The 18,397-nt window shown below is 33.4% G+C and carries 19 protein-coding genes; 5 read left to right on the top strand and 14 right to left on the bottom strand.

From position 1 onward, the window contains the following. Positions 1-9 precede the first annotated feature (9 nt). Positions 10-681, top strand: coding sequence for a tRNA (adenosine(37)-N6)-threonylcarbamoyltransferase complex dimerization subunit type 1 TsaB (tsaB, locus tag BSF41_RS02220; protein WP_095927897.1), 672 nt, complete (start codon positions 10-12; stop codon positions 679-681). A 3-nt stretch (positions 682-684) separates the two neighbouring features. On the opposite strand, the gene BSF41_RS02215 is transcribed toward tsaB, so the two are convergent. The 3 genes from BSF41_RS02215 to BSF41_RS02205 all read right to left on the bottom strand — a co-directional run bounded on the left by BSF41_RS02215 (position 685) and on the right by BSF41_RS02205 (position 3,037). After that, a complete protein-coding gene (locus BSF41_RS02215; RefSeq protein WP_095927896.1) occupies positions 685-1,497 on the bottom strand; it encodes a mechanosensitive ion channel family protein in 813 nt (270 codons plus the stop codon). A gap of 86 nt (positions 1,498-1,583) precedes the next feature. Beyond that, positions 1,584-1,994 (bottom strand): hypothetical protein, encoded by a 411-nt coding sequence (locus BSF41_RS02210; protein WP_095927895.1) that lies wholly within the window; start codon positions 1,992-1,994, stop codon positions 1,584-1,586. Positions 1,995-2,137: 143 nt separating this feature from the next. Continuing rightward, positions 2,138-3,037, bottom strand: a complete 900-nt coding sequence (locus BSF41_RS02205; RefSeq protein ID WP_095927894.1) for a NifU family protein — start codon at positions 3,035-3,037, stop codon at positions 2,138-2,140. A gap of 143 nt (positions 3,038-3,180) precedes the next feature. Between BSF41_RS02205 and BSF41_RS02200 the strand changes: the two genes are divergently transcribed. Further along, a complete protein-coding gene (locus tag BSF41_RS02200; protein ID WP_095927893.1) occupies positions 3,181-4,170 on the top strand; it encodes a type IX secretion system membrane protein PorP/SprF in 990 nt (329 codons plus the stop codon). A 10-nt stretch (positions 4,171-4,180) separates the two neighbouring features. Then, complete coding sequence (locus tag BSF41_RS02195) at positions 4,181-4,699, top strand: gamma carbonic anhydrase family protein (protein WP_095927892.1); 519 nt, start codon at positions 4,181-4,183, stop codon at positions 4,697-4,699. Positions 4,700-4,815: 116 nt separating this feature from the next. On the opposite strand, the gene BSF41_RS02190 is transcribed toward BSF41_RS02195, so the two are convergent. From BSF41_RS02190 to BSF41_RS02165, 6 genes are all read right to left on the bottom strand, one after another. After that, positions 4,816-5,529 carry a LytTR family DNA-binding domain-containing protein gene (locus tag BSF41_RS02190; protein WP_095927891.1) on the bottom strand — a complete coding sequence of 238 codons (714 nt, stop codon included), beginning with the start codon at positions 5,527-5,529 and terminating at the stop codon, positions 4,816-4,818. A gap of 108 nt (positions 5,530-5,637) precedes the next feature. After that, positions 5,638-6,348, bottom strand: a complete 711-nt coding sequence (locus BSF41_RS02185; RefSeq protein ID WP_095927890.1) for an intradiol ring-cleavage dioxygenase — start codon at positions 6,346-6,348, stop codon at positions 5,638-5,640. 12 nt (positions 6,349-6,360) lie between these two features. Continuing rightward, positions 6,361-7,476 carry a sensor histidine kinase gene (locus tag BSF41_RS02180; RefSeq protein ID WP_095927889.1) on the bottom strand — a complete coding sequence of 372 codons (1,116 nt, stop codon included), beginning with the start codon at positions 7,474-7,476 and terminating at the stop codon, positions 6,361-6,363. Beyond that, entirely contained in the window at positions 7,477-7,803 is a 327-nt protein-coding gene (locus tag BSF41_RS02175) for a DUF4907 domain-containing protein (RefSeq protein WP_095927888.1), read from the bottom strand. Beyond that, positions 7,793-8,800 carry a kelch repeat-containing protein gene (locus BSF41_RS02170; protein ID WP_095927887.1) on the bottom strand — a complete coding sequence of 336 codons (1,008 nt, stop codon included), beginning with the start codon at positions 8,798-8,800 and terminating at the stop codon, positions 7,793-7,795. The genes BSF41_RS02175 and BSF41_RS02170 overlap by 11 nt, the downstream gene beginning before the upstream one ends. A 14-nt stretch (positions 8,801-8,814) precedes the next feature. Next, entirely contained in the window at positions 8,815-9,654 is an 840-nt protein-coding gene (locus BSF41_RS02165) for a DUF6268 family outer membrane beta-barrel protein (RefSeq protein WP_095927886.1), read from the bottom strand. A gap of 231 nt (positions 9,655-9,885) precedes the next feature. Here BSF41_RS02165 and BSF41_RS02160 point away from each other — a divergent pair, with 231 nt between their 5' ends. Beyond that, complete coding sequence (locus tag BSF41_RS02160; protein ID WP_095927885.1) at positions 9,886-11,214, top strand: DUF4270 family protein; 1,329 nt, start codon at positions 9,886-9,888, stop codon at positions 11,212-11,214. Then, positions 11,215-12,450 (top strand): aromatic hydrocarbon degradation protein, encoded by a 1,236-nt coding sequence (locus BSF41_RS02155; RefSeq protein WP_095927884.1) that lies wholly within the window; start codon positions 11,215-11,217, stop codon positions 12,448-12,450. It begins immediately after the preceding gene. A 4-nt stretch (positions 12,451-12,454) separates the two neighbouring features. Here the strand turns inward: BSF41_RS02155 and murI are convergent, their stop codons facing one another. The 5 genes from murI to BSF41_RS02130 form a co-directional block, all read right to left on the bottom strand. Then, on the bottom strand, positions 12,455-13,231 hold the full coding sequence (murI, locus tag BSF41_RS02150) for a glutamate racemase (RefSeq protein WP_095927883.1): 777 nt from the start codon (positions 13,229-13,231) through the stop codon (positions 12,455-12,457). Between the two features lie 146 nt (positions 13,232-13,377). Then, positions 13,378-13,881: an OmpH family outer membrane protein gene (locus BSF41_RS02145; protein WP_172426837.1), complete on the bottom strand. Its 504-nt coding sequence runs from the start codon at positions 13,879-13,881 to the stop codon at positions 13,378-13,380. A gap of 14 nt (positions 13,882-13,895) precedes the next feature. Next, positions 13,896-14,930, bottom strand: coding sequence for an OmpH family outer membrane protein (locus tag BSF41_RS02140; RefSeq protein ID WP_095927882.1), 1,035 nt, complete (start codon positions 14,928-14,930; stop codon positions 13,896-13,898). A 42-nt stretch (positions 14,931-14,972) separates the two neighbouring features. Next, on the bottom strand, positions 14,973-17,723 hold the full coding sequence (locus BSF41_RS02135; RefSeq protein WP_095927881.1) for an outer membrane protein assembly factor: 2,751 nt from the start codon (positions 17,721-17,723) through the stop codon (positions 14,973-14,975). After that, positions 17,656-18,396: an isoprenyl transferase gene (locus BSF41_RS02130; protein WP_095927880.1), complete on the bottom strand. Its 741-nt coding sequence runs from the start codon at positions 18,394-18,396 to the stop codon at positions 17,656-17,658. The genes BSF41_RS02135 and BSF41_RS02130 overlap by 68 nt, the downstream gene beginning before the upstream one ends. Position 18,397 lies beyond the last annotated feature (1 nt).

Raw genomic sequence — 18,397 nt, 5'->3', positions numbered from 1 at the left:
CTACATATTTTGTCTTTTATTCTCAATATCGAAACGGCTACTAAAAATTGTTCTGTATCTATTGCAAAAGATGGTCAAGCAATTGTTTGCAATGAATTGGCAGATGAAGGCTATTCGCATGCCGAAAAACTTCATGTTTTTATTGAAGAGGTAATAGCAAAAGCTGGAATTTCGGCGCAGGATTTAAATGCTGTTGCGGTTAGTCAAGGTCCAGGATCTTACACAGGTTTAAGAATTGGGGTTTCAGCAGCAAAAGGGTTGTGTTATGCTTTAAATATTCCGTTAATTGCAGTCGACACTTTACAGGCTCTAGCTTCTCAGGCTGGAGTTACAGACGGAAAAATTATACCCATGTTAGATGCGCGCCGTATGGAAGTTTACAGCGCTATTTTTAATTCAGATTTGACAGTCGAAAGGGCGATTCAAGCTGAAATTATTGACGAAAATTCATTTCAAGAATATACAGAGAAAGTTTATTTTGTTGGTGATTGTGCTGATAAATGTAAATCTGTTTTGACTAAAGATAATTTTGTGTTTTTAGAAGACATAAAATATCCTTCAGCGCAAGCAATGAGCAAAATCAGTTTTGATAAGTATCAAAAAAGCGACACTGTAGATGTCGCTTATTTTGAACCTTATTATTTAAAAGATTTTATGATTGCTCCTCCAAAGAAACAGTAATATTTATTTTTGTATAGTGTAGGGTTGAACCGATATTCCGGCTTCGTCTAATGCTATTTTACAGTTTTCTAAAGTTTCAGAAAAAACAGCTCCATAATTGGCATTTTTAGCCCAAGGGCGAACTGCAAAATCCACTGAACTTGCAGATAAATTTTTTACAAAAACCTCTGGAGCAGGATTTTTAAGAACCTTTGGGTTTTTAAGCAAGACATCTAAGAGAACTTCTTTTGCCTTTTTAATATCAGAGTCGTAGGAAACTGAAAATGTCAAGTCGGCTTTTCTTTCTCCCTTCATGGAATAATTAATAATATTTCCGTTAGACAAAGCACCATTGGGAACAAAAACAGTCTGATTGTTTCCAGTAATCATTTTTGTTACAAAAATTTGAATTTCTTCAACCGTAGCAACAATGCCTTGTGCTTCTATCGTATCTCCAACTTTAAATGGTTTAAAAACAATAATAAGCATTCCGCCAGCAAAATTAGAAAGTGATCCTTGTAATGATAAGCCAACCGCAAGTCCCATTGCTCCTAAGATGGCAACAAATGAAGAAGTTTCAATTCCTAATTTAGAAATAAAGGTTACAAATAATAAAATTCTTAAAGCCCATAATAAAATGTCAGCTAAGAATTTTGTTAAGGTTGGATCGAGATTTCGCTGAATCATTATTTTTCTAATAATTCGATTAATCAATCTGATGGCGTATAAACCAACAAATAAGATTAAAAATGCAGAAATCAGTTTTGGTGAATAATCGACTAAAATATCAATAAATCGAGCAACGTATTTACTGACTTGTTCTGGGCTAATGTTCATGATTTTGAAATAAAAAAACCTTCTCAAAAGAGAAGGTATATTAGTAGTGCAAATATAAAAATATTTACATTATCAGAAAAGTGTGTTTATGCCTTGTCGGCTGCTTCATCGGCGATTTCTTCTACTTCTGCAGCCGATTTTTCGCTTACATCAACAACGGTTTCAGAAATAGTTTCTGGCGTATCGCTAACAGCTGCAGAAGCTGTTTTTTCTTTAACAGAATCAACTACATCATTTACCACTTTAGCGGCTTTGTCGGCATATTCGCTTACAGTATCTTTTGCTTTTTCAGCATACTCTGCTGCGTTGTCAATAATAGGTTCCGAAACTTCTTTTACTTTTTCAATTGCTTCTTCTGCAAAAGCTTCCGCTTTTTCGATGTATGGCGCAGCAGCTTCTTTTGCTTGCTCAAAAGTACTTTCGGCATTATTTGCCAATTCAGTTACAGACTCTTTGGTTGAGCCAAATAGATTTTTAAAAAATGAAGATAATCCCATGGTTGTTAATTAATTGGTTAAGATTACAATATTAATTAATTTTATAGAATTACTCGTGTTTTTAATGGTAAATAATTGGTAACTAGTGGTTAATAATAAAAAAAGCGCCTCAATGAGACGCTTTGAATAATAATTTAGTCAAACTATGCATTTGATGCCTCTACTTTTATAGCGTCATCATTCAGCATGCTTTTCAGCATATTTTCGATACCGCTTTTTAAAGTAAATGTAGATGAAGGACAACCACTGCAAGCACCTTGCAATAATACTTTTACTGTCTTGTCTTCTTCATTATAAGATTCAAAAGCAATGTTTCCACCATCAGCAGCTACGGCTGGTTTTACATACTCTTCTAAGATATTGATGATTTGCTGTGAAGTAACATCCAATTTATCAAAAGCTTCATCTTTTGTTGCTTCATTTTTGACTTTAGTTTCGATTAAACTTTCGTCTAAAACCGTTCCTCCGTTTTCAATAAATTGTTTAATGAAAGTTCTTAATTCTAAAGTGATTTCATCCCAATTATTGATTTCATATTTGGTTACCGAAATATAATTTTCGTCAATAAAAATTTCTTTCACATAAGGAAATTTAAATAATTCCTGAGCTAATGGAGAAGAAGCAGTCTGGTCAATATTTTTATATTCTACAGCATTGCGAGTTAACATTCTGCTTACAACAAATTTTAATGCAGAAGGGTTTGGAGTTGTTTCTCCGTAAACTGTAATAGGCTGTTTTTTTGCTTTTGTTTCGTCAATTTTAATGATAACGCCACCTTTGTCCACAAAAGCACTGATTTGTTCTGCAACAGCATCTTTTACATCATCCCAATCAACAATGCTATATCTTTCAATAGCGATAAAATTTCCTGAGATATAAACTGTTTTAACAAACGGTAAATAGAATAATTGCTGTGCTAGAGGAGAAGCTTGCGCTTCATCAATATTTTTGAACTCAAAGTTTTGATTTTGAGTAATGAAATCATCAAATTCGAACTTTAAAATAGTTGGATTTTGGGTTTCTTTTATAGTGATTTTAGTCATGGTAATATATTTTTTGCAAATTTACTAAAGTTATTTTCTACTAATGGCTATATTTGATTTTTTAATGAAATAATTAAGACTCTTTTCAAATAAATCGTGTTAAATTGCAAGAGTGAAAATTATCCGAAAACAAAATTGTCTTTATGGAATTTAAAATCAAGGTTTTATTAATTTTTCTCATTACTACTTTTTATTCTTACTCTCAAGAGGGACTACCTGTTTATTCGGATTATTTGTCTGATAATTATTACTTAATTCATCCTTCTATGGCCGGCGCGGCTAACTGTGCCAAAATAAGATTAACGGCCAGAAAGCAATGGTTTGGAGAAGAAGATGCTCCATCTTTACAGACTTTAAGTTTTAACGGAAGAGTTGGAGAACGTTCTGGAGCTGGTATAATTCTTTTTAATGATAAAAACGGATATCATTCTCAAAAAGGTGTGAAATTGACTTACGCACACCATATTATGTTTTCAAGAGATGAATTAGATTTGAATCAGTTGTCTTTTGGAATTAGCGGAGGTTTAATACAAAGCCAATTGGACGAAACAAAATTTGGCGGAACTTTTGATCCAATTGTTTTTGGGTCAATTCAGAAAGATTCTTATTTCAATCTTGACGTTGGAGCGTCTTATAATTATTTAGATTTCTATGCACACGCAACAGTTCAAGGATTGTTAGAAACTAGAAGAGAATTATATACTGATTATGAATCGGATAATCTTAGAAAGTTTTTATTGAGCGCTGGTTATGTATTTGGAAAAAATAGCAGTTGGACTTGGGAGCCTTCTTTTCTTTTTCAGCTATTTGATCAGACAAAAGCAAAAACGCTTGATTTGAATATGAAAGCGTACAAAAACATGGATTTTGGAAGTCTATGGGCGGCTTTATCTTATAGAAGAGGTTTTGATGGCGCGCAATATATTTCGGGAACTGGAGTTTCGTCTCAAAAATTACAATACTTTACACCGATTGTTGGAGTTAATTTCAAGAACTTTATGTTTGCTTACACCTATACTCAGTTAATGGGAGATGTTAAGTTTGATACAGGCGGTTTTCATCAAATTACTTTAGGAGTTAATTTATTCTGCAGAAAAGCACGTTACGACTGTAATTGTCCTGCAGTTAACTAAAATTATTATTATGCTTATTAAATCTGTAAACGGAAAATCACCTCTTATTCCAGAGGATTGTTATGTTGCCGAAAACGCGACTATTGTAGGAGATGTTACTTTTGGAGAATCTTGCAGTGTTTGGTTTAATGCTGTTGTGAGGGGAGATGTTCATTTCATTAAAATCGGAAACAAGGTTAACATTCAGGATGGTGCCGTAATTCACTGTACGTATCAAAAACACCCAACAATTATAGGAAATAACGTTTCAATTGGGCATAATGCAATTGTGCATGGCTGTACTATTCATGATAATGTTTTAATCGGAATGGGAGCAATTGTAATGGATAACTGTGTGGTAGAAAGCAATGCTATTGTTGCTGCAGGTGCCGTTGTAACTCAAAATACGGTTGTAACTTCTGGAAGTATTTATGCTGGAGTTCCTGCCAAAAAAGTAAAAGACATCGATCAATCTGATTTTGCAGGCGAAATAGGGCGTATTTCAAACAATTATGTGATGTATTCTAGTTGGTTCAAAGAAGAAAAATAAAAATAACAAAATAACAAAATAGAAATTGCTTCGCCCGTTCGCTATCGCTCGGGTCCAAATTCCAAAAAGATCAGACTTTTGGAATTTGGAATTTTTATTATTGGAATTTCAGAAAATTATAGGTTGATTTTTTCGAAGAAACTATTTTTATAGCTTTCGCTAATTGGAATTCTTTTATCACTTATTAAAACCTTGTTTTTCTGAATCGATTTTACGTGTTTGATATTGATAATATACGATCTGTGAATTCTTGAAAAACCTTTGCTTGAAAGTAGATTCTCAAGTTTGATCAAACTAATTAATGTCAGTGTAAATTTATTATCTGTTGTATAAATTTTGACATAATCTTTTAGGCCTTCAATAAAAAGAATGTCAGCAAAATTCAATTTTACATTTTCATATTCGGCCCTAACAAACATAAAGTCCTGCTCAATTTCGGGTGCATTATTGTTTTCAGCAATTGCAGTATTGGTTACAGGTTGCAAGACTTGTTGTGCTCTTACGACTGCTTTCAAAAATCGATGAAATGGAATTGGCTTCACTAAATAATCAACAGCGCCAAGATTAAAACCTTCTACAGCATAATCAGAATAAGCAGTTGTAAAAATAACAAGAGGTTTTTTTTCAATTGTATTTAAAAAATCAATTCCAGAAAAATGAGGCATCTGAATGTCTAGGAAAACCAAATCAATATTATTCTGGTTGATAAATGAAACAGCATCAATAGCATTATTGAAAGTGCTTACCAGCTCTAGAGCATCTACTTTTTTGACAAAATCCTGCAATAAGTCTACAGCTAAAGGTTCGTCATCAATAATTACACATTTCATCTTTTTCGGGATTAATTTTTTAAAGTTTATTTCGCAGTCAAAAGTAGTTTGAAACCAGTAAATTAAGTTTTAAAATTTTCATAAAATACTGGTTTTTACAAATCAAAATTATGCGTTAACAGTTATAGTTTTAGTCAATGTGAAACCATCTGTCAAATTACCCGTTATAGTAGCTAACTCGTCGGATAAGCTATCAGCAAAAACATTGTCTTTTGTATTTGCAGTATCTGCTTGCCCGTGTGCGATATAATTGGTACTTGAATATACTTCACTTGAAATGGTTTCAGGAAAAGCAATTTGTGTTACCAATAAAGAAGTTCCTGTGCTTGATAGAACTTCTACATGCACATGTGGTGCTCTTCCTTGGTACCAACCAGGATAAATTGAAATAAAAGAAACTTCTCCGCTAGCATTAGAAGTTTGTCTACCTCTAAGGAAATGGACAGAAGTATAATCTGTCTGCTGCATTTGCGTGCCGCCGTATTCAGAATAATTTCCGTCTTTGTCGCAATGCCAAACATCTACTAAAGCTCCCGAAAGAGGTTCGCAATTGTTGCTTTTATTTTCGATTTTTAAATTAATCAATAGCGCAATTCCAACACGATCAGATTTGATGTTTTCTAAAACCAGCTGACTTGGCGTTTTGATAGGGAATGGACCTTTTGTTTCTGAAGGAGAAACGGCACAGCTTCCGTCTCCAGAATTGCTCGTGTCAGTTTCGTCATTGTCGCTTTTAGAACAAGACTCTAAAAATTTTGAAGCTGTTGCCAATGATGCAATGCCCAAAATACCATTTCGGATAAATTTCTTTCTGTCCATAATCAGTTTTGTTTAATGTATTGCGGTTTTAATTTCGTCCAACTTTAAATTCAAATGAACTCGGTAATATTCATTATCCTGAGTAATGGTTAGTTCGTGTGCGTTAGGATATAAAAGATCAAGACGGCTTTGAATATTTACCAATCCGATTCCTGAGTTTTCAGGATCTTTTACGTAATTCTCAATGGTGTTTTCAATCCAGAAATCCAGATTATGATCTGTAATTAGAATCTTAATTTTTACATGAGCTGCGCCTTTATAATCTGTTCCATACTTAAAGGCATTTTCAACAAAAGAAATCAGTAACAAAGGCTCAATAAATTTATTTTTAGTATCGCCATGTACGTTGATAACAATGTCTTCGATATTATTTAATCGTAGCTTTTGTAACTCTATGTAATTCTGGATATAATTGACTTCTTTTTCTAAAGCCACCGTTTTGTTATCTGTCTCATACAGCATGTAGCGCATCAGTTCAGACAAGGTCACGATGGCATCAGGGACCAAATCAGATTTTTTGTGTGCCAAAGAATAAATACTGTTTAAAGAATTGAATAAAAAATGCGGATTGGTTTGTTTGCGCAGATAAATCAATTCTGTATTTGTTCTATGTGTTTCGGCAATCAGTTTATTTTGCTGATTATTATAAAATTCAGTTAATGTTCTAATGATTGCTGAAATGGTAATGATCAGGATGTAGAAAAATGAAGGAGCAATCTTAAAAAAAAACGGCTGTCTCATTTCTACTCTGTGATGCATTCGACCGTCTCTCGGAAAAAAATGGGGGTCACGAATAACGGTCTTAGCATACATTGCATTTTCAGGTCTTAAATGTCTAAATTCAGGAACAAAATAATTAAATCTTATTACCATAAATAGTACAATCAGGCCAACAACAAATATACCATACAGCCAATATTTTTTTTGCAACAGATAATTGGGAACCAAATAAAAATAGTTCAGATAAAACAATAAAATTCCAGAAAGCCATTGGGCGTAAAAATCGCTGTCGAGTTTAAATGGACTTTCGTAAAATTGAATCAAAGAAGTTAAAATAAAGAAAATCCATATCATAGAATGGAACAATATTTTGTTATAGCCTGTATTTTTAATGGTATCGATCTGCATTTACAATTTTATTTTTAATAAAATTAATTCATTTTTGGTTACCGTTGGAGATAAGTTTTGTTTGAGTTTCTGCTTAACAAGATCTGCAACTTTTAGAGCATCTGTTTCTGTTTCAAAACTTTTAGTGTCGCTTATTACGGGAATAACAGACTGTTTAATTAAAACTTTTTCCTTGTAGGCAATGGTGTATCCCCAACCGGAGTTTGTTTTAAAAGAAGCCGTTGTTAAAGTTTCTTTTTTCGCACAAGCGATGAAAAATAGAATAGCAAAAACTACAAAACTCTTCTGGATGTTACTCCAGAAGAATTGTTTAATATTAATTATCATCGTCGCTTTGTTCGTCTAATGGGCTAAACTCCCATGCATCATCAAAATAAGTAGAGCCAACTCTTCCTAACATATAGAACCCACGGTTGTTGATGGCAAAACCAACAGCATCTGTTCTTGTAGCGCCTTCCATTGGAGTTCTTTCTGTCCATAAATCAGTTGACGGATTGTACTCCCAAACTGTTTTTATGTTTTCACCACCTATAATGTATCCTAATCCATTCATAGAAAAGCTTGAAGCATTAGAACGTACAATAGCATAATCATCATTGTAGCTGTAATCGTCATCTGTATCTTTGTCAACGTCTCTTTTTCTGGTCCAGACATCTGTCGCTGGATCAAATTCCCAGAAATCCTCCTGATAAACTCCATTATTTACACCAGTAACTAAATATGCTTTGTCTGCAATTGTAAAGACCGTTGCATTTCGTCTTTTGTTGCCGCTAAAACCATTTACCAGAGTCCACGTATTTGCCTGATCATCGTATTGATAGAAATCTTTCAAATAGTTTCCGTCGTAACCTGTTCCAAAATAGGCTTTACCGCCAACTTGAAAACCTACGGCGGCATAACGCGCTGTTCCTGCAAAATCTGTTTTTTGTGTCCAGCTATTTGCAGAAGGATCATATTGGTAAAAGTCTTTCAGTTTGTTCGTTCCATCATAACCAAGACCAACATAACCTTTCTCATTTAATGCAAAACTAGACGCAGAACTTCTTCCTACGCCTCCAAAATCTGCTTTTTGCTCCCAGTAATCTCCGTTTGAGTTATAAACCCATAAATCTTTTAAATAAACATCGCCAGTATAGCCACCAACTACATAAGCATAATCTCCGATAACGAAACTTGTTGCACTAGATCTTGCAGGACCGTCAAAAGCTGATTTTTTAATCCAGTTACCCATCAAATCATCATCATCATTATCATTGCTGCAGCTTATCAAAAAGAGGCTTGAAAAAAGCGCGGTGAATAAAATTCCTTTTTTTAGATTAATCATAGTGTATTTAATATTTATTGTTTGTATTTGATCCCTATTCCTAAAACATAACCATTTCCGCTATTATAGTCATATACTTTATGGTCACTGTTATCTAGTAAATTGTATTTTTTGTTGAAATCGTAACCGGCTTTAAAATTTAAAAACCAATTGCCGGTAACATTTCTTTCATATTCTAAAGCCGATGTCATTTGCGATAAAACTGCTTTTTTGGCATTGCTATCTGTGTTTGTTTCGTTCAAATGATAAAAATTTCCATTAAAACTATTCGTCAGACTGAATTGGTTTCGATCATTATTAGAATAAGAAATTCTCGAATCTGGGAATCCAATTTTAAAATCGGTTTGGTCATTCATTTTATAATCAAAAACCACAATCGGCGTTATTTTTGGCGCTCCAAAAATCGATGTTCTGCCAGCTCCGACAATTAAATTTATTTTTGAACTCAACTGTTGGTTTATTGTCAAACTTCCTAGAACTGTCAAGTCCGAAAAATCCAGTTTGCTCTGGAAATTTGCTGTCGGAATAATAGAAAACTGCCATTTAGTTTTTTCTGTTATTTCAGACGAATATTCGAATTTGTTTTGAACTTGATTGAATTTATCCTCATCCGCATAAAAATTATAGGGATTGAATTCGTAATTCACCTTCAAATTAGAATATTCTAACGTGTTCGCTATTTTGCTTTTTGTTCCTAGTTTCTTCTGATAAAAAACAGCAACATCTGTTTCGCTAAAATTTATCTTTTCTGTTGGCTCAGTTTTAAAATTTACCGTAGCGCTAAAGTTTTCCTGAGCTTTTAAACTTAAAAACGAAATCAAAAAAAGAGAACAAACTAAAAACCTTACTTTCATTATTTATTTTATTGGTTCAAAATTAGATGGATGGAGCCCTTAAAAAAAAGAAGATATATATATGACGTGTTTTGATAGACAAAATCGCTGTTTTTAAGGTCGAATTAGAATTTGAGAATAGAATTCAGATCATAGATCGTTTTGCGCAATTTGTAGCTTAAAAAAGCGCGATAGTATATGTTATAGTGTGTTGCCAAAGTGCACAATTTATATTTGCCCAAAAATTAAATTATGCACAAGTTTATATTGATACTGCTTTTTGTATTTACCCTATTTTCATGTGGTACAGATACAGATACTGGAGAATTTACTGTTGGTTCAGATTATCTAGCTTTAAGCAATAAAGTAATTATGATAGATACTGTGACAGTAGAAATGTCAACAATCAATTTTGACTCGCTGGTAACTTCGGCTAAAAACAGAATCTTGGTTGGAAATTATGATGATCCTATTTTTGGGAAAGTCAAATCAAACAGCTATTTTCAGGTTTCAAGCAATATTTATACCTTAAACAGTGCAGGCTCTGATACTGACGCTGTAAATTATGTTTTCGATTCTATTTCGATGATTCTTAAATATGACAAGTATTATTATGGAGATACTACAAAAGTTCAAACATTTGATATTCATCGTTTGCTTCAAAAAATTAAGGCCAATACTGGCGAGAGTGATTTATACAACAATTCGGCATTTAATTATAGTTCTGAAAGCTTGGGAAAGATATCCTTTGTGCCAAGACCAACACAAAAGGACTCTATAAATATTAAAATGAATGATGAGTTTGGAGAAGCTCTCTTTCAGAAAGTAAAAAAGAAAGAAGTTACAGATTTAGATAGTTTTACCGAATATTTAAAAGGACTTGTTTTGGTTCCAGACACATCCAATTCTTCTAGTGTAATCGGATTTAGTGGGGGAAACAGTAAAATTCGATTGTATTATTCAAAATATAAAGGAGATGCAGATCAAGCCTCTTATTATCTCGATTTTACAATTATTGACAATACAAAACAGTTCAATTCTATTTCTCTGGATAAAACGGGAACCATACTGCAAAATCTTCCCGTTTCTAGCAGTAATCTCTCCAGTAAGTTAACCAATAACCAAGGATTTATTCAGTCAGGAACAGGAGTTGCCTGCAGAGTTGAATTTCCGAATATTAAGCAGTTTAAAAATATCTCGACCAACGGAGCTATTGTAAATGCCGAATTGTTCGTTAAACCAATCAATAATTCTTATTCAGACAAATATCCGTTGGCAGATTCTTTGGCGGTTTATATTGGAGATAATCTGAATCGAATAAGCGGGACATTGGTAAATTCTGCTGGAACCACTGTCTATGGAATATTGAACAAAAAGAGTGACGAGTTTAATGAAAATTTAGGCTATACAATTCCGATTGGCGCTTTTCTTCAAAAAGAAATGCTTAAACAAGCCGATTCTAGATCATCGCTTATTCTGACATTACCTTCGATTTCTAAATCGGTTAATCGAATTGTTTTAGGAAATCAAAAACATGTCGACAACAAAATTCAGCTCAAAATTTATTACATCTCTTATTAAATGAAAAATAAAATTGTTTTATGGAGTTGCTTCCTTTTAATGTCGCTGACTTCGTTTTCTCAAAGTATCTCAAGTTCTCCATACTCACTTTATGGTGTTGGAAGCTTGTATGATTCAGATTTTGGTAATTTGCCTTCAATTGGTGGTTCTGGAATTGCTTTGCCTTCAGATACTTTTATCAATAATCTAAATCCAGCATCTTTAGGATTTATGTATCAGAATCACTTTCTTTTTGATATTGGAGGGAAAGCCATTGCGACAACCTATCAGAGCAGTACTCGTACAGAAAAGCGAAATAATTTTCAATTTTCTCATTTGGCTTTTGCTTTTCCAGTTACTAAAAATTCTGGTTTTAGTTTAGCACTTCGTCCGTATTCTAGTTCGGTGTTTAAGATTTCAAATTTAAAACTTCCAATTGCCGATAGCCAGGAATATTATTATGTGACGGCACAGGGATCTGGAGGTTTAAACAATTTGGATTTTTCATACGGATATAGATTTGGAAAAAAATTAACATTGGGGGCAACAGGAACGTTTCTTTTTGGAAACACAGTAGACGATCGTGCTTTTTTGATTTCGAATGCCATTACAACCATACATAAAAAAACAGATTATAATGGCGTACGCGCAACATTAGGAGGGCAATTCAAAATAGATTCCACTTTTACAATCGGGACAACAGTTAAAGTTCCTTCAAGAATAAAAGCTTCCAAAGTGCAGTCGGTAACAAGTATTGCAGATGAAGTGGAGACTGCTGTAGAAACCAATGTAGCTACAGATACAGACGATTATTATATGCCTTTAGAGCTAGGTTTTGGAGTCAGTAAACGATTTAAAAATAATTTGAATCTAACTTTAGATTATGAGAAGAGTTTCTGGGATAGCACAAAGCAATCTGAACTTTATGGAGAATTTGTAAATCAAGACCGTTTTGCACTAGGAATTTCCTATAATGCTAAAAAGAATATTAGGAAATATTGGGATAGAGTAGGGTATTCTGCAGGTGTAAATTTTGATAATGGCTATCTTGAAGTTGATAAACATCGTGTCAATAATGCATCTGTTTCTATTGGATTAAACTTGCCAATCGAAAATACATTTTCGTCACTTAACATTTCGTATTCTTATGGGCAGAAAGGCCGAATTGCAAATGATTTAATAAAAGAAAATTACCATAAAATATCAATCAATTTGTCGCTGGACGGAATTTGGTTCGTCAAGCGAAAGTTTGAATAATGATTTAAAAGTCTTTTTTGATTACGGGATATTTATATTCTAAAATTGACTCCAAAACTTTTGGGTTTGAGTTGACATAAAATATAGGATCATGATCTGCACTTTCAGAAAAACCAACTTTATCACGTAGCAGATTTTTAGTCTGACGCGCAACAGCTTCTCCTGAATCTATTATTTTAATATGATCTGGGAGAATTTTTTTTATCTGAGGAATTAGATAAGGGTAATGGCTGCATCCTAAAACCAAATAATCAATATTAGCTTCAATCATAGGTCGCAGATAAGATTCTAATAACTGAGTCATTTCTGGCGAATACAAATTGCCATCTTCAATAAGCTGTACCAGTCCGTGGCCAACTTGCTCAATGATTGTAGTGTTCTGAAACATCTCAGCAGTTTTATTAAACAATTCGCTGTTGAGAGTTCCCTTTGTAGCTAGAATTCCGATAACCTGTGTTTGAGAATTGTTTGCTGCAGGTTTAATAGCAGGCTCAATACCGACAAACGGAACATCATAATCTGCACGAAGTTCAAATATAGCATTTGTAGTTGCAGTGTTGCACGCTACAACAATTAGTTTACAATTATTCTCTAGTAGAAATTCTACGTTTTTTTTGCTCAATGCAACAATCTCTTCTTTGGTTCTTTGCCCGTAAGGAGCATTTTTATTGTCAGCCAAATAAATGGTTTTTTCGTTTGGAAGAAGATCATGAATGGCGCTCCAAATGGAAGTTCCGCCAATACCAGAATCAAAAACGCCTATAGGATTATTGTTTATCATAAAGCAAATTTAATATTTTTTACTATAATTCGTTATTCTAAGTTAAGTCAAATCTTGAAATAATTTGAAAGATTACTTTTAAATTTTCGCAAAAAAAAACTGCTCAATTTTGTAATTGAGCAGTTTAATTATAGAGATTTAATTTCTTAGAATCCTAAATCTTTTTTCACGTCAGCAGTGATGTTTGGACCATCAGCTAATAATAAAGTAGAACCGTCTAAAACATATTGGAAACCTTTAGCTTTTCCTACTTTTTGAATAGAAGTTCTAACTTTTTCCATTAATGGTTTTACGATGTCAGTTTCTTTTTGTTGTAATTCTTTTTGAGCATTGTCTCTGTAATCAACAATTCTCTTTTGCATATCTTGAACCTCTTTAGAACGCTCACCGTTTACAGCATCAGTTACAGTTGCAGCTTCAGCTTCGTACTTTTTGATTTTTACTTGATATTCGTCAACCATTTTTTTGTATTCAGCATCATATGTACCACTTAATTTTTGCAGTTGATTTTGAGCATCTAGCATAGCAGGCATTTTCGACATGATCTCGCTTACATCAACATGAGCTACCTTCGCTTGCGCGTTCATTGTGTTACTTGCTCCTAAAATAAGAATTGCAGCAATTAGTAAAGTTTTGATTTGTTTCATCATTTTTAAAATATTAATTAATTATTGGTCGTATTTGTTTTTTGCGATTCGGCTTCTTTTGCTTTTTTAGCCGCTTCTCTTTCTTCTAAAATTTTCTTTCTTCTTTCTTCCAATTCTTTTTTACGTTGTTCGTAAAGTAATTGTCTTTCTTCTGCTTTTGTCATTCCAGACTGTTCAGCTGAAGGTGTCTCTCCATTGGCATCAGGCGTTGCTGTTTTTGCAGTCGAGTTTGTATTAGCAGCACCACTCGTTGCAGCAGGAACGGCTGTTGTTGTAGCTGTTCCAGAAACCGTGCCATTTTTTTTCGCGTCTCTCTCTTCTTGCAGGGCTTTTCTTCTATCGTCGTATTCTTTTCTCTTAGCCTCTTGCTCTAGTTTTCTATCTTGAATAAGCTTTTCTCTAGCAGCTCTTTTCTCGTCAAGTGCTTTTTGGCGATCAGCCATTGCTGGATTTTCGTCAATTGCATTCTCAAGATTTTCTTTAACTTCTTGCTCTTTCAATTGTTTCTTTGTTAGCTGCTCACGTTTTTCAGTACGGTTTAAGATTCTTAAAACCTGATCGCTAATATCAAATCTTTTATTACTAAAAAGCATTGTAAGATCTGATGATTTGTCAAAAACAAAATCGTAATTTTTTGCTTCTGCGATATCTTGTACAGCAGTAAAAACCTGATCCTGTATAGGCTTTGCTAAAGCCGCTTTTTGTCTCATTAGATTTCCATCAGAACCAAATTGTTTCTGCTGATAATCCATCATTTCTTGTTCAAGAAACTTAATTTCGGTTTCTCTTTCTTCTATTAATTCTTTTGTAAGTAAAGCTTTTTCTGTCTTTAAGCTTTCTTTCAAATTATTTATATTTAATTTTTTGGCCTCTACCTCTTGTTTCCACTTTTGAGCTTTTTGCTCTAATTGTGATTTAGCTTCTTTATAATCGGAAACATTTTCTAAAATATATTCCATGTCGATGTAGCCAATTCGAGTAGTCTTACCTTGTGCCTGACTTGTATTTGCTACAATCAAGGCTAAAAATATAAATAAAAATTGTTTTCTCATAACATAACTTTATTTGATGATTTTTAACCAAACGTTATTTCTTTAAAATTGTTGTCCAATGATAAAGTGTGTTTCCCAACCATTAGCTTTTGTTTGTCCTGGAAGAGCGTCAAACCCGTAACCAAAGTCAATACCCAATAATCCAAATGCAGGCATGAATACACGTAAACCAGCACCAGCAGAACGATTTAAGTCGAATGGGTTATAATCTTTAAACGTTGGGTATGATGAACCTGCTTCTAAGAACGTTAATGCAAAAATAGAAGCCGATGCTTTTAATGTAATTGGGTAACGTAATTCCATAGAGAATTTGTTGTAAATCGTTGCTCCAATTGCATCACCATTTGCATTTACCGGAGTTAAAGAGTTATTTGGATAACCTCTCAACTGAATAGTCTCTCTACCATCCATTGAGTAGTTTGCCATACCGTCACCTCCTAAGTAAAAACGCTCAAACGGAATCACACCTCTTTCTTGGTTATAAGCCCCTAAGAAACCAAATTCAGTAAGTGTTCTTAATACTAATTTTCCATAGACTTTAGTATACCAGTCTCCTTTAAATTTAATTTTATAGTATTCTAACCAGTTGTATTTTTTCTGATCGACTTTTGCTACATCTGTATCAGCACTTGCAAAATCAGATCCAACACTTACATAACCAGATGTTCCATTTATAGTTTCTGTTTTAACATAGTCGCCAGTGTTAAGTGGTTTTCCGTCTATACCGCTTCCTGATGTTCCTGTATATTGTGTTTTGTATTCCTTTTCATTTTGTAAATTACCATAATCAACACCGTTAAATAATGAATATGGAGGCGTAACTTTAGCACTAATACTAAATTCAGAACCATAAGTAGGAAATATTGGGTTTACCCCTTTATTGCTTCTTGAAAGTCCAATTGTATAAGCTAAGTTTCTTGATGCACCATTACCAAAAGTAAACAAACCTGTATTATAATTATTCAAGTCATAGTGCTGATAACTTACAGATTGTGATAATACGAAGTAGTCATCTGGCACAGTTAACCTTTTTGCTAACCCAACTTGGATTGTAAAAATATTAAAACTTTTGCTTTTATCAACAGTTCTAGTGATGTAATTGTTAAGAAATTGCTTACTGTATGAAATAGATGAACTAAACTGTACTGGTTTCTTTCCTCCAAACCATGGCTCTGAGAAAGATAAACTATAGGTTTGGAAATAGGTACTTCCTTGTAAACGAAGCGCAACTTTTTGTCCGTCTCCCATTGGTAAAGGCTTATAAGCTTCTTTGTCAAAGATCTTTCGCGCCGAGAAGTTGTTAAACGAAAGCCCCAATGTACCAATGAAACCTCCACCGCCATAACCTCCTTGAAGTTCGACCTGGCTCGATCCTTTTTCTACTACATTGTACTCAATATCTACAGTTCCTGCTCCAGCATCTACGTTTTTAAACTTAGGGTCAATTGCCTCAGGATCAAAGAAACCTAATTGTCCAATCTCACGAATGGTTCTAACTAATTGTTCTTTACTATATTTTTCACCTGGTTTTGTTCTTAACTCACGGTAAATAACGTGGTCGTTTGTTTTGTCGTTTCCAACAACAGTAATTTTATTGAAATAAGCGATAGGACCTTCTGTAACTCTAATCTCAAAATCAATAGTGTCATTAACCGTTTTTACCTCTACAGCATTGATGTTAGAGAATAAATAACCATTGTTTTGGTATAGATTCGTAATGTCTTCTGCGTCTGGTTTAGTCTTATCTGCAATTCTTTTTTCTAATAAAACTCCGTTATAAGTTTCTCCTTTTTTGATTCCTAAATAACGGCTTAGGAGCTGATCTGAATAAACAGTATTTCCTAAGAATTTGATATTTCCGAAGTAATATTTGTTTCCTTCTTCTACATTAATCTTAATTGCAAGAGTATTTTTTTGCTTGCTGTATTGAACAGAATCGTAAATAATACGGGCGTCACGATATCCTTTTTCTTTGTAAGCAGCAATTACTTTTTCTAAGTCAGTTTTGTATTTCTCTGGAATAAATTTAGATGCTTTAAATACACGAATGAAATTTTTCTGTTTCGTGTCTTTCATTGCGGCGCGCAATTGATTGTCAGTAAGCTGTTTATTGCCTATGAAATCAATGCTGCTAATTTTAACTTTGTCTCCTTTATCTATTCTAACAAGCATATTAACTTGATGTCCATTAATAGTGTCAGGAGTGTTTGTTATAGTAACTTTCGTATTATAAAAACCTTCTTTTTTGTATTTGTTTTCGATGTAATTTTTGGTCGTAGTAATTAAGTTTTCGTTGACAATTTTATTCTTTGTCAGGTTATTATCTTTAATTAATCCTTCGATTTTGCTTTTCTTTACACCAACGATTTTAACTTCGTTTAATTTAGGAAGCTCAACAATATCTAGGTCTAAATAGATACTGTCGTTTTCTACTTTGTTAACATAGAAAGCGATTTCGTCAAAAAGTCCTAGTTTACCTAATTTTTTAATTGCGCTACTGATTTCTTCTCCAGGTACAGTAATTTCTTGACCTTTTTGAAGTCCTGAAAAGGTTACAACAGTTTGCTCATTGAAGCTTATTTTACCAACAACAGAGACTTTAGCTAGAATGTATTTTTTTCCTTGATCAAAAGGAACTCTTTCTTGTGCTTTAACTTGTGAAAAACTACCCAGTAATAAAAGGGCACAGATTATTTGTGGTATTCTTTTTTGTAACACTAAAAAATTATTTAATTTGTTCACTGGTTTTTCCAAATCTACGTTCTCTTTTTTGATAACTAATAATAGCCTCATATAAATCTTGGTCTTTAAAGTCTGGCCACAAGACATTAGTAAAATACAATTCTGCATAGGCAATCTGCCACAGTAAAAAATTACTTATTCTATGTTCTCCACTTGTTCGTATTAATAAATCTACGTCTGGTAAATTTTGCGTGTAAAGATGCTCATTTATAATTGAATCGTCAATAGTGTCTATTGAAATTATATTATTTTTAACTTTATCACTAATTGACTTTATGGCATTTACTAATTCTTCTCTAGAGCCGTAGCTTAAAGCAAGAGTAAGAGTTAAGCGAGTATTGTTTTTCGTTTTTTCCATAACATCCAAAAGTTCTTTTTGGGCTGTTTTGGGTAATTTGTCAAGATTTCCGATTGCGTTAAGGCGAATATTGTTTTCTTGAAGCGTAACAAGCTCTTTCTTTAATGAATTGATCAATATTTTCATCAATGCCTGAACTTCCAATTTAGGACGATTCCAATTTTCTGTAGAAAAAGCGTATAAGGTTAAATATTCAATACCAAGCTTAGCTGAAGTTTTGATTATTTCTTTTACAGATTTTGTGCCGTTTTCGTGGCCAAATGCGCGCAAAAAACCTTGTTGTTTTGCCCATCGTCCGTTACCGTCCATAATAATGGCCAGATGCTTAGGTAAGTTTGTGTGATCTATTGATTCTAGTAAATTCATT

This window comes from Flavobacterium sp. ACN2 (assembly GCF_002303885.1).
Classification (GTDB): Bacteria; Bacteroidota; Bacteroidia; order Flavobacteriales; family Flavobacteriaceae; genus Flavobacterium.
The sequence above is the reverse complement of the archived record's forward strand: the minus strand, read 5'-3'. Positions and strand labels throughout refer to the sequence as shown.